The sequence below is a fragment of the Hymenobacter lutimineralis genome, assembly GCF_008271285.1.
GTDB classification, from domain to species: Bacteria; Bacteroidota; Bacteroidia; order Cytophagales; family Hymenobacteraceae; genus Hymenobacter; species Hymenobacter lutimineralis.
This window is the reverse complement of record NZ_VTHL01000008.1, coordinates 1-12,271: the sequence shown is the minus strand read 5'-3', so window position 1 is coordinate 12,271 and position 12,271 is coordinate 1. Positions and strand designations below refer to the sequence as shown.

Genomic DNA, 12,271 nt, shown 5'->3' with positions numbered 1-12,271 from the left:
GTTGCTATTAGGCAACAAGAAAGCGGCCCATTCCCTGAGGGAGTGGGCCGCTTTGAGTTTATCGAATGGATGCTGCGGGCTACCGCACCTCGTAAGGAAAAGCAAAGGTGCCCTCTAGCACCAGGCGCCGCGCCGCCGCGCGGGCTACGTTGGTTTGGCAAAGCACCGCCCGGTAGGTGCCCGTTAACAAATGATGAGCCGTATCCACGGCCGTTACGCGCACTTCGCCATCGTTGAGGGCGCAGGCCTTGGATTCGGCGGCCACATTGCCAACCCGGTAGGAAGCCTCGCGGATATGGCCACTGAGGATTTCCTTGAACCGATACACGGCCGGCACCGGCTTAAACTCATCCACCATAATGGTCAGGCCAGGGTCGTCGGGGGCCTCGGCGGGTACAATGGTAAGGGTAAGCACCCGGCTTTCATTCGGCGAAACCTCGAAGCGGGAACTGATAGAGTCCGTAGGCAGGGCCGCGCCGTTGCGGCGCAGGGTGAGGTACTGCGGGGGACGGGCAGCTGGGGTGCTGCTCGCCAGTAAGCTTATTCCGCAAAAGCTCAGAAAGCCCGTTAACAGCCAGGAGGTACGCATACAGCAAACACACAAACGAAACGTAAACAAAACGACCCCGCCGCCTGGGCAAGAACAGTGCCGCTACGGTTGTGGGTAAGCATAGCCCAGGGCCTGCTAGATTAGAAGACAGCGAAAGAAAAACCCGTTGAAACAGCCGAAGCGCTTCAACGGGTTTAAGATACGCAGGAACTACCAGCGTTAAGTACGGCCAAGCTACTCCTTGTCGGCTAGGGTGCCGCCGTGGAGCATGTCGGAGGTGATGCCGCGGTCCTTGTGCAGCTCGGCCCAGACGACGCCTACAATATGCACCACAATGAAGGCCAGAATCAGGTACATGTTCACGTTGTGGATTTCCTTGATATCATGCTCCAGCTTGTGCAGGGCTTCCACGTCGTCGGCATACACGAGCAGCAGGCCGGTAACCACCATCACGGTAAGCAGTAGGTAGAAAATCAGGTACGAGTACTTCACCGCTGTCGACTTGCGAAGCCGGAAACCAGTGCCCTCGGCCGGCGCCTGGGCAGCGCGTTGGAGTCGCGCCCTGAACCGCTGCATGGCCGGTGCCACCAGCTCCGCTATGATGCGCCACCCCAGCAGTACAGCCAGCGCCACGCCCAGGTAGATGTGCCAGCCCCAGATACGGTGACTTACCAGACGGCCTACTCCGCGCAGCTGCTGCTCGGTGGCCGAAATACCCTGCTCCTGTAGCACCTGCTGCATTTTCGGGAACAGCCCCCGCATGTTGATGATGACGCGCAGAAACAGAATGGTGCTGAGCAGCCCCGAAATCACGAGGTAGTTGGACCAGTGCCAGATGCGCAGCCCGGCGGAGTACTTTTTTACGGGCGTGGTTTCAGTTGTCTGAGGCATAAAGGAAGCAAGATGAGCGTAGGGCGTAAGGCAGGAAATAAACCCGGAAGAAATCGTGGGCAAAAGCTACGACTTACTCCGCGAGAATCGGCAAAGAACCGCTTGAGGGCTTAATTGCGTCGACCAGGATACACGCGCAGGCCGTGCTCCAGGCAATCCATGGCCGCATCCAGGGCCTGGAGGTTGAGCACGTAGGCCAGCCGAACTTCATCGATGCCTGCGCCCGGGGTAGCGTAGAAGCCCACGGCCGGCGACATCATCAGTGTCTGGCCCTCGTGGTTGAAATCTTCCAGCAGCCACTGGGAAAAGCGGGCGGCATCGTCTACCGGCAGGCGGCACAGCACGTAGAACGCACCTCCCGGACGCGGACACACTACGCCGGGCATAGCGCGCAGGCGCTCCACCAGCCGGTCGCGGCGGGCCTGGTACTCGGCTTTGGTGTGGTCGAAGTACGACTCGGGCAGGTCGGCGGCGGCTTCGCCCATGAGCTGAGCCAGGCCGGGCGGGCTGATGCGCATCTGCGCGAACCGGAACGCGGCGTCCCGAATCGTCTGGTTTTTGGTGACCAGGGCGCCCAGGCGGGCTCCGCAGGCGCTGTAGCGCTTGGAAATGGTATCCAGCAACACCACGTACTCGTGGGCGGCCGGGCCCAGGTGCAGGGCACTTACGTAGGGCGCGTCGTAGCAAAACTCCCGGTAGGCCTCATCCGACAGCAGAAACAGCTGGTGGCGCTGGCACAGGTCGAGGAGCTGCTCCAGCTCCGTGCGGCTGTACACGTAGCCGGTGGGGTTGTTGGGGTTGCAGATAAGCACGGCGCGGGTGCGCTCGGTGAGGTGGGCTTCCAGCTCCGCCAGGGACGGCAGCGCAAACCCCGTTTCAATGTAGGAAAGCACGGGGACCAGCGTGACGCCCGCGGCGATGGAAAAGGCAGTGTAGGCGCCGTAGTACGGCTCGGGTACCAGCACTTCGTCGCCGGGGTTCAGGCAGCTGAGCAGGGCAAACAGAATGGCCTCTGAGCCCCCGGTGGTCACGATGATTTCGTCGGGCGTGACGGCAATATCGGCCCGCTGGTAGTAGGTCGCCAGCTTCTGGCGGTAGCTGAGCGTACCCGCGCCGTGGCTGTACTCCAGCACCCGGATATCCGCTTGCTGAACCGCCGCCATCATGGCCGGAGGCGTTTCAATATCGGGCTGGCCGATGTTGAGGTGGTAGACATGCAGGCCGCGGGCCTTGGCGGCATCAGCATAGGGCGAAAGGCGGCGGTAGGGCGAAAGTGGCATAGCCCGGCCGCGCTGAGAAGCTTGCAACATGGGGCTAAATGTACACCCCGTTTGGTTGCGCGCCCAAACCAATAAAGGGCGTTTCTACTATTTCTCCAGGATAACCACCTTGCTCAACCCCGGCTCCGTAGGCTTCCCGTTCAGCTCAAAACGCTGCAGCGTGGCCTGGGTGCAGCCGCATTCGCTTTCCGAAACATCTACTTCCAGGGCGTTGATGTCGTAGGTCTTGCTGGCGGCGGGCACGGCTACGCGGTAGCTCTGCGGGAAAGCCCAGTTGGCAGAAGCGGCGGCCTCGGTGGTAGACACGGGCAGCAGGGAAAGCATGCCCTGGGGCCAGTAGAGCGACAGGGTAGTGGGTTGGCGGAGCGTGTCGAGCGGATTGGCCAGCGCCTGATCGGAGTACCGCACCACGTACACGGAGCGCAACTCGGCGCGCCGGAAGCCCTTGCCGCTCAGCGAATCCGTGGAGAAAGCCAGGGACAGGTACTCGTTGCCGTCGTTGCCGATGCAGTCCCAGCAGCAGCCCGACAACAGGCCGGCCATCAGCAACATGCTGGCTGCTAACGAATAACGCATAAGAATAAAGGGTGGAAAAAGAGCAGGGGATGGCCGGGCCTCCCGGCCCGTTCTCAGTGGAGAGTCATTCCCTCCGCCGAAGGTTGCAACTCGGGCTGGCTGAGAAAGGAGCCCCCGGAATAAGGTCCCTGGCTGGGGCTATGCGCTCAGGCACGCTACGCTGCTATGCGCTACGTAAATGGCAGGCAACGCAGGCGGACCGCGCTCTTCGAGTTGAACGAAGGGTAACGGAGACCAGAGCGCCCCTGCGCTGACGGCCGCGTCGGGCGCCGTCGCGGATTTACCAGCGTAGGTCTTATTTTAGCTCCATCAACCGCTCCAACTACCCGCTATGAAACACTTATACCTCATCCTGACCCTGCTTGTGCTCGGCCGGCCCGCCGTGCTTCGGGCCCAAACCATCCTGATGTCGGCTGGAACTGCCACCAGCACTTCCACCGGCTGCGCCGGCACTGTATACGACGCTGGTGGGACAATCAATGGCTACGGCGCTAGTCAGAACAGCACGCTCACGCTGCGGCCAACGGCCGCAACCGGCCGCGTCAGCCTGAATTTCACCCTATTTCAGACCGAAAAAGACTACGACTTCCTCGAAATCTACGATGGCATCAGCACCAGCACTCCCTTGCTGGCCCGGCTAAGCGGCCTTGAGGGCCTGAACCAGACCTACACGGCCACCAACGTGCTCGGGGCTCTCACGCTACGCTTTACCAGCGACGCCAGCGTGGAGCGCGCGGGCTTTGCCGCTACGCTGAGCTGCGTGCCGGTGCCGGCCAGTACCTACACCGGCAACGTGGGAGTAGGCACCACGCAGCCCTTGGAAAAGCTGCAGGTGGCCGGCACCATCTACAGCAGCCAGGGCGGGGTGCGCTTCCCCGATGGTAGCTTGCAAAACACCGCCGCCCTCACCCAGCAGCTCAGCCTGCAGGGCTCCACCCTGAGCCTGACCGATGGGGGCTCCGTCGTGCTGCCGGGCGACAACCTGGGCAACCACACTGCCACTCAAAACCTGCGTTTGAATGGCCGCTGGCTCTCCAACGATGGGGGCAACGAGGGCCTGCGCGTCAGCAACAACGGCAACGTGGGCATTGGCACCGCCTCGCCCCAAACCCGCCTGCACGTCAACGGCTCGGTGCGCCAGGATACCTACAGCTCCAACTTGGTGAGCATTCCGGCCGGCGCCATCGGCACCTTCGACTGGACCCACAACCTGGGCTACCAGCCTACGCTGATGATTGTGGTGGACCAGACTGGCGGCGGCGGCGGTGAGTACGTCTCGCACAGCTACGAACACCTCAGTAACAACATCACCCGCTTCTACGTGCGCAACGCCCGCAGCAGCGCGTCCTCGTTTCGGCTGCACTGGATACGCGTGAACTAGCGCGCTCAGGCTGCAATGCCAGCAATGGCTGGTTACGACCGGTAGTCTTCTAAAAAGCCGTTCCGGGTTTCGCGCCCCGTGGAGGTAACGCAAAACCCGGAACGGGAATTGGGAAGTCAGAGTTGCTTACGGCTTCTCGGGCAGCAGCGTGGCCTCTTCGTAGTTGCCGAGCACGGGAGCGGGGCCCTCCGTTACAGCTTCTAACAGCAGCTTGCCGCCCACAAAGGCGCCTTTCCACGACTCGCCCAGCCCGCCGAATACCTCTTCCCGGTCGCCGCGGGAGCGGAGCTTGTTGATGCCTACTTTGAAGGCGCGCACCTCGCGGGCCGTGCGGGCGGCCCACTTCTCATCGTCGGAGGCGACGGCGGCTACCAGGGCCCCGTTGGAAATGTTCATTTCGCCCACCAGCTCTTCCACGCGGTCTACGAGCACGATGCTGTCGATGGGGCCGAAGGGCTCCTTGAAGTACAGCTCACTCTGGCGCGGCAGGTTGACCAGGGCCCGGGGGGCGCGGTAGGCCGAGCGGTCCTGGTCGGGCAGGAACAGCGCGTCATCGAGCTTGCCCTGGAAGATGGGCGTTGCGCCGGTTTTGAGGGCATCGGCGTAGAGGCGGTCCAGGTCTTCGGCCTGCTGGCGGTTGATGACGGGGCCAAACGCCAGGTCGGGCAGCTTGTCGTCGGGGTGGTCTACCAGCGTGGGGTTGCCCACTTTCAGGCTGCGGATGGCTTCCCAGTAGGTTTCCAGAAACTGCGGAAACAGGCTGCGCTGCACCACGAAGCGCACGTAGGCCGTGCAGCGCTGCTTGCCGTAGTCGTAGCCTTTCTTGAGCTGGTCGCCCAGGGCATTCCAGTCGGAGTAGTCCCAGATGCCGTAGGTGTTTACGCCTTCCATTTCCAGCATGTAGCGCTTCTGGTGTTGGGCCAGGGCGTCGGCAATGTTGCGGCCGTTGTAGCGCCCGCCCACAAAGCTCAGGCAGTCGATGGCATCGTTTTTCACCAGCACGTCGCTCAGCTCCCCACCGGGGCCGCTCACCAAGGTCACGGGCAGGCCGCAGCGGCGGGCAATGGCAAAGGCCAGACTCAGGGAAATAAAGCCGCCGTCGGTGGGCGTTTTGGCAATAACAGCGTTGCCGCACAGGGCCTGCACCAGCACCGCGTGCAGCAGCACCGACATAGGGTAGTTCCAGGAGGCAATGTTGCTGACCAGGCCCAGGGGCTTGCGCTGGCCCAGCATGCCTTCGATATTATCGACGTACCACTGCACGCCCTCAATAGCACGGTCAATGTCAGTGAAGCCCAGCTTGTAGGTTTTGCCGATTTCCCACATCAGCAGCTTGCCAATCAGGTCTACCTGGGGGCGCAGCTGGTCGAGGCAGTCCTGCACCCGGCGCTTGCGCTCATCCAGGTCGGTAGCGGCCCAGGCGCTGGCCTCCTGTTTGGCGGCGTGCACGGCCCGCAGGGCGGCGTCGCGGTTGAGCATGGGCATCCAGCCCAGCTGGGAACCATCGATGGGGGAGGTGAACTCGCGCGGGGTACCAAACTCCTGCCAGCGGCCTTCGAGCAGGTTCAGGAATTTGCCGTCCGGTGAGAATACTTCGGGCGTTGCGGCTTTCATTTGCTGCAGCAGAAAACCGAATTCTACCTGCGGAGAAACAATTTTGGACATAGGAGTTTAACTGTTGGAACGGAAGAGAAGGCGTTTTAGTGGGCGTCAAAGTAGGACTTTGCAACGGATAAACCCGCCCTTTTTTGAGACGCCCTACAATGTCTATCGGCCCGTATACATAGGCTGCCTATGCTGACGGCCAGCATAAAACGCTATTTTCGCGGTATCTTTCGCGGCTTCCTCCGCCTCTCTATGCACCGTTATTTCCTGGTTTTACTATTTCTATGCCTGGGTTTGCCCGGACTAGTGCGGGCCCAGCAGCCCGACTCACTGCCGCCCATTCGCAATATTGAGCTCGGAGACGTAGAAATTGCGCCCAGCGCCGTGGACACGAAAGGGTGGCTTTTGCTGGACAAAGACATCCAGATTGAGCTGGGCGGGGCGGTGGAAAACCTCTACAACTTCAAGTTCGACAAGGCCGAGCGGCAGTTTCGCTCCCTGCGCCGCCGCTACCCCAACCACCCCATGCCCTACTTTCTGCTGGGCCTGAGCACGTGCTGGAAAATCATGCCCAGCAACTTTCAGAACAAGCAGTACGACAAGCTGATGCTGGCCTACCTCGACACGGCCATTGTGCACGGGGAACGGCTCTACGACCAGGACAACAAAAACTACGAAGCCAGCTTTTTCCTGGCTGCCGCCTATGGCTTCGAGGCGCGCCTGCACGCCGAGCGTAAAAACTGGCGCAAAGCTACCCTCAACAGCAAGTACGCCCTCGACTACCTCGATAAGAGTAAGGAAGCCAACGGCCTCAGCGCCGACTTCCTGTTCGGGCAGGGGCTTATCAACTACTACGCCGTCTGGATTTCCGAGAACTACCCCTTGCTGCGACCGGTGCTGCTGTTTTTTCCCAAGGGAAACCGCCAGCTAGGTATGCAGCAGCTGCGCACCGTGGCCCGCAACGGGTTCTACACCAGCACCGAGGCCAAGTTCTTTCTGATGCGGCTGCTCTACACGGAAGAGAAAAACCCCAAAGCCAGCCTGCAAGTGGCTCGGGAGCTGGCCAACAGCTACCCCGACAATGCGTACTTCCAGCGCTACTACGCCCTGGTGTGCTACAACCAGGGGGACTTTGTGGAGTGCCAGCGCGTGAGCCGGCAGATCCTGGAAAAGCTGAACAAGGGCATGCCGGGCTACGAGTCCATCAGTGGGCGCTACGCCAGCTTCTTCCTCGGCTACATTGCCCAGTTCATGGAACACAACCCCACGGCGGCCCAGGACTACTACCAGCGCAGCATCGTGTTTGCTGAAACCACCGGTGAAACGGAAAGCGGCTTCTACCTGCTGGCCAACGCCTACCTGGCCCGGATGGCGGCCAAGGAAGGCGACAAGAAAACGGCCCGCAGCTACTATCAGGTGCTGCACGAGTCGGCGGAGCGCCGCTCCGAGCTGTTTCGGGAAGCCCAGGCCTACCTGAAAGCCAGCCGGGGCAAGTAATAAGCCTAATTACTCATTATGTCAGCTTTGCCCGAAGTATGGCTGCGGGGGCCGCTACCCGATGTGCCGGCTCTTTTGCAGCCTATAGCCCACGCCCTCCTGCAAGCCCAAGAAGAACTCGATGCCGCCCTGGCCGCTTTCCCCGACCACCTGCTCGCGGTTCAGCCAGCGGGTGTAGCGTCGGTAGGCTTTCACCTGCGGCACTTGGCGGGCGTGCTCGATAGGCTGGCTACCTATGCCCGGCGGGAAACGTTAACACCGGACCAGCTGGCGTATCTGGCTGCCGAAAACGACGTGCCCACCACCCCAGGCAGCACGGCCGCGCTCCTGCAGCACTTTCACCATCAGGTAGCGGCCTTTTTAGAACAGCTGCGGAGCACACCCGAGCAGAGCCTTACGGACTACCGACCCGTAGGCCGCGCCCAGCTTCCGAGCACCGTGGTCGGCTTGCTCACGCATGCGGCCGAGCACACCACCCGCCACGTGGGCCAGCTATTGGTAACGGCCCGCATAGTACAGGGCTAAACAGCCGGCCCCACCAATGCCCGCCCGATTGTAGAGCAGTACTGGTGGGGCCGGCGGCTGTTGGCGGGCGAGGCTAGGCGGCCTGGGGCTTGGCAGGCGTTTCTACGCCGCCGCGGCACGCGTAGAACTCAAGCGTATGGCGCTGCAGCTGCCGGAAGTCGTTGGAGGGCAGCTCGACCAAGATCTGGTCTTCGTCGTTGATGCTGGCGCTGGTAGCCAGTAGGTACCCCGATTCGTGCAGCCAGGCATAGACGTAAAGGCTGGTGCCATCGGCAGCGCGGTGCGGGTGCCGGTAGCGCACATCGGTAGTGGCCACGTAGCTCAGCGGCTGCGCCGAGGCCAGCTGGTGCACGGGCAGGTCGGTGCGCAGCGGTTCGAAGCCCAGGGCTTTCAGGTAGCTGTCTTTTAGGACCAGGGAGAGGGCGGCAGGTTGTGGAAAGCGAGGGGCGGCGGTGAAGGATACGGTGCGCATGGGGAGCAGGGGTAAGGGGGAAGCCAACGCCCGGCGGTATCGGCAGGAGCAAGTCTACCTTATACAGGAACGAAAGGAAAGGCAGAACCGCCTGAATTTGTGACATCTACTTAGGGCTATGTCAGGATTACGCCCTGCCCGGGACAAAGCGGTCTTCCGACCCTGTCGGATGAAAATCCAGTGCCAGCGAAGAGATAGGGCGGAAAAACGAATCCTGATCAGGAAAGAATGTGACGTGCAGGAGGGCAATCGGCCTGGTCCTTGACCACTATTCAGCGCCCTGCAACAGGTAGAAAGACGAGCTGATTATCAATAGGCTAGGTGCATAATTCCTGGAAAACATGGAAGAAAGCTTATCTGTAGCCAACTATATAGGAACTTGGCGCATCTACCGCTCAACTTTGCTTGGTAGCGCTGCCTCTTCCTCTCTTTCTGCTATGAAAAACAAGAACCGTATTCTCTTTTCCCACCTGCTGGGAATGCTCCTATGCCTGGCTAGCTGTTTCCCGGCCAACGCCGCCACGGCGCCCGACAGCGTGGACCTTTTTCTGGCGGCCAAAATGCGGCAGCTGCGCATTCCCGGCCTGCAGCTGGCGGTGGTGCGGCAGGGCAAAATCATCAAGTCGGCCCAGTATGGGCTGGCCAATATCCAGGACTCGATTCCGGTAACCAGCCGCACGCGCTTTCCCATCAACTCCATCACCAAAGCCTTTGTGGGCGTGGCCGTGATGCAGCTGGTAGAAGCCGGCAAAGTAGATTTGGCCGCTCCCATTTCGCGCTACCTCCCGGGGCTGCCCGCGGCCTGGCAGCCTGCTACGGTGCGTCAACTGCTGACGCACACCTCCGGCCTGCCCGACATCATGGCCAACGATGCTATGGTAACTGAAGATGATGAGCAGGCGGCCTGGACGAAAGTGCAGGCCCAGCCCATGGACTTCCAGCCCGGAGAGAAGTTTGCCTACAACCAAACCAGCTACCTGCTTCTGGGCCAGCTACTGACCAAGCTAAGCGGGCAGCCCTTCACCCAATTCATTCAGGAGCGTCAGCTGAACGTGGTAGGCATGCCCCAGACTACTACCGGCGACGCCCACGACGTGCTGCCGCACGCGGCCCGGGGCTATACGTTTTTCCATAGTGTGAATGGGGTAATGGGGCGCTCCAAAGAACTGCGGAACGTGTTTGAGGTGTTTGCGCCTTCCTTGCGCACGGCCGCCGGCATGAGCTCTACGGCCGAGGAAGTAGCCCGCTGGACCGTAGCGCTGCAACAAGGCAAGCTCCTGCAGCCCGCCAGCCTCACCACGCTCTGGACGCCCGGCCTGCTCAACAACGGCCAACCGCGCGGCTTTAGCCGCTTCCTGAATGGCTACGCCCTCGGCAGCCCCGTGGTATTACGCCCCGAACATCCGGCCATAGCCCCGGTGGGCGGCGGCCGCTCCGCCGTGTTTATGTACCCCGAAGACGACCTGACCATTGTGGTGCTGACCAACCTGCAGGGTGCCAACCCGGATGGTTTCGTGGATGAGCTGGCAGGCTACTACCTGCCCGATATGAAAGCTGTGGCGGGCTTTGGCTTGCCACCCACTATTCGCGCTCTGCATACCGAGCTGCGCCAGCGCGGCTTTGCCCAGGCAGCAACCCTCGTAAAGCAAAAGCAAAAACAGAACCCCACCTATCAACTGCCCGAGGATGATGTGAATGGCTGGGGTTACTTTCTCCTCCGCCAGCAGCTGGCTAAGGAGGCCCTGGAGGTGTTCAAGCTGAACGTAAGCCTGTACCCGCAGAGCACCAATACCTACGACAGCCTGGCCGAAACCTACGCCGAACTGGGCCAGAAGGACCTAGCTGCTAAAAACTACAAGCGCGCCCTAGCCCTGAATCCCAAGAACACCGCTGCCGCCGCGTACCTGAAGAAAACCCTGTAGCCAACTCTTTCCAGGGGCGACTCCGGATAACTGTGGCACCAGTGGAATAAGTGCGCCCCCGGAAAATGTCCTGCTGAGCTTGTCGAAGCATCTTTACCTCTGGCTAATCAATAACGTGGCAACGAAGCGGTAGAGATGCTTCGACTCCGATCAGCATGACGGAAACGAGGTTTTAATGTCTTTACAGATGTGCCCAGTTGCCCACAGCTACTCGTTCTACCGATGCCCATATCTGAGCTTCCCATTACCGTTGCCGAATGCAAAAGCTTGCTGCTGGAGCGTTTCAGATCCGGCGGCTACGGCCTCTACGGCCTGTCGTCTTCCGATAAAGAAGGCTACCGGGTGTTGTGCTACTACCACGGCGCCTTTCTTTTCGTAGCCGTGGGCGATGATGGCACCAGCGTGCTGCACCGGCCGACCGACGAGATAGTGCTCAACTACATCTGGGCCCGCGAGGGCGTGCGGATGGACTTGGAATGGGAAGATGGGCAGCCCCGCTGGCGCTACGCTCTCACGCCCGAGGAGCAGCTCGAAAGCTGGCAAAAGGTACTTACTCGCCTGACCCCGGTTACGGATAGTACCCGCCGGTTCGTCGCCAGTACGCTGGCCGGGCTGGCGGCTATTGCCAACCGGCCGGGGTGAGGCGGGTACTTCAGGTACTGGCGCGAGTTTAGCGGAGCGTAACTCGTGCCGACACATGACGCGAGTTTTCAACTTGCCCGCCAGAACAAGGCCTTCCGGACGGTGCGGTTACTGGTTTTGCCGCGTTGCGGCAGTCGAGGTACAGCCTCCACGTCATGCGTCGGCACGAGTTACGCTGCGCTAAACTCGCGCCAGATAGGGCAAAATGCAGCTGGTTTGTTGGGTCTGTTTGTATTGAATATGTTGGTTAATAAATCTTATACATAAAAATGATAGCCATATATCCTAGCAGCATAAGTATTGATAGCGCTAAATAAAAAAATTTGTTATTATCAGCAATTATTGCATCCAGAATATAGCCTATAAATATCGGCAATAGATAAATATAGTCATGAGAAATAAAATTGGTGTTAGCTAATAAATTGGCAACACCTATTAGCCCGATGAGTTTTAAGATTTTTGCTACTCTATGCAAGTTGGCTCTTGTGATGCTATGCATATACGAATATATTATTTTGGGCATGATATCAGGCAATTCCGATATTCAGCTTCGACTTTTGTTATCTCTTGTACATACAAGTAATATGTAACTCCACCGCAAAGAGCGGCAGTACATACAGTAGCCCCAGCAGCACCTAATGGCCCTCCAAAACAGCCTCCAAGTTTAAACGCTTCGTATACAGCAGGGCCACACATAGCAACAAGTTCTAGGCCCAATCTCATTTCAGCCGCACCTATACTTGTTTGGCGTATTACAGAGCAGTTGTTTATGCAGCTGCCACCTGTGCTACCTCCACCACCTCCTCCTATCCTATGTTCGCATTGCCCTTTACCTTGGGTTGCTGAGAAGGAAGAAGGCGGAGTAAGATTCTTCCTTATATCAGGCGTTCGAGCCTGCCTAATATGACAATCCCCGCCTTCTTCTAGGGT

11 protein-coding genes are annotated in these 12,271 nt (G+C 59.9%); 5 read left to right on the top strand and 6 right to left on the bottom strand.

The window, feature by feature from the left end:
* Nucleotides 1-79: 79 nt before the first annotated feature.
* The 4 genes from FY528_RS09145 to FY528_RS09130 form a co-directional block, all read right to left on the bottom strand.
* Nucleotides 80-589, bottom strand: a complete 510-nt coding sequence (locus FY528_RS09145; RefSeq protein ID WP_149070697.1) for a hypothetical protein — start codon at nt 587-589, stop codon at nt 80-82.
* 195 nt (nt 590-784) lie between these two features.
* Nucleotides 785-1,441 (bottom strand): cytochrome b/b6 domain-containing protein, encoded by a 657-nt coding sequence (locus FY528_RS09140; RefSeq protein ID WP_149070696.1) that lies wholly within the window; start codon nt 1,439-1,441, stop codon nt 785-787.
* A gap of 110 nt (nt 1,442-1,551) precedes the next feature.
* The gene (locus tag FY528_RS09135) at nt 1,552-2,751 is read right to left on the bottom strand and encodes a pyridoxal phosphate-dependent aminotransferase (protein WP_149070695.1); all 1,200 of its coding nucleotides are present in this window, start codon (nt 2,749-2,751) and stop codon (nt 1,552-1,554) included.
* 57 nt (nt 2,752-2,808) lie between these two features.
* Nucleotides 2,809-3,297 (bottom strand): hypothetical protein, encoded by a 489-nt coding sequence (locus FY528_RS09130; RefSeq protein WP_149070694.1) that lies wholly within the window; start codon nt 3,295-3,297, stop codon nt 2,809-2,811.
* A gap of 331 nt (nt 3,298-3,628) precedes the next feature.
* On the opposite strand from FY528_RS09130, the gene FY528_RS09125 reads away from it, so the two are divergent.
* Complete coding sequence (locus tag FY528_RS09125) at nt 3,629-4,678, top strand: CUB domain-containing protein (protein ID WP_149070693.1); 1,050 nt, start codon at nt 3,629-3,631, stop codon at nt 4,676-4,678.
* A 126-nt stretch (nt 4,679-4,804) separates the two neighbouring features.
* Here FY528_RS09125 and FY528_RS09120 read toward each other — a convergent pair whose 3' ends face one another.
* Nucleotides 4,805-6,343 carry an aldehyde dehydrogenase family protein gene (locus tag FY528_RS09120; RefSeq protein WP_149070692.1) on the bottom strand — a complete coding sequence of 513 codons (1,539 nt, stop codon included), beginning with the start codon at nt 6,341-6,343 and terminating at the stop codon, nt 4,805-4,807.
* A gap of 192 nt (nt 6,344-6,535) precedes the next feature.
* Between FY528_RS09120 and FY528_RS09115 the strand changes: the two genes are divergently transcribed.
* Both FY528_RS09115 and FY528_RS09110 read left to right on the top strand, forming a co-directional pair.
* Nucleotides 6,536-7,780, top strand: coding sequence for a tetratricopeptide repeat protein (locus FY528_RS09115; RefSeq protein ID WP_149070691.1), 1,245 nt, complete (start codon nt 6,536-6,538; stop codon nt 7,778-7,780).
* An 18-nt stretch (nt 7,781-7,798) separates the two neighbouring features.
* Nucleotides 7,799-8,305 carry a DinB family protein gene (locus FY528_RS09110; protein WP_149070690.1) on the top strand — a complete coding sequence of 169 codons (507 nt, stop codon included), beginning with the start codon at nt 7,799-7,801 and terminating at the stop codon, nt 8,303-8,305.
* 73 nt (nt 8,306-8,378) lie between these two features.
* Here FY528_RS09110 and FY528_RS09105 read toward each other — a convergent pair whose 3' ends face one another.
* Nucleotides 8,379-8,777, bottom strand: coding sequence for a hypothetical protein (locus FY528_RS09105; RefSeq protein WP_149070689.1), 399 nt, complete (start codon nt 8,775-8,777; stop codon nt 8,379-8,381).
* Between the two features lie 437 nt (nt 8,778-9,214).
* Here FY528_RS09105 and FY528_RS09100 point away from each other — a divergent pair, with 437 nt between their 5' ends.
* Complete coding sequence (locus FY528_RS09100) at nt 9,215-10,699, top strand: serine hydrolase (protein ID WP_262383956.1); 1,485 nt, start codon at nt 9,215-9,217, stop codon at nt 10,697-10,699.
* Nucleotides 10,700-10,921: 222 nt separating this feature from the next.
* Complete coding sequence (locus tag FY528_RS09095; protein WP_149070688.1) at nt 10,922-11,341, top strand: hypothetical protein; 420 nt, start codon at nt 10,922-10,924, stop codon at nt 11,339-11,341.
* Nucleotides 11,342-12,271 lie beyond the last annotated feature (930 nt).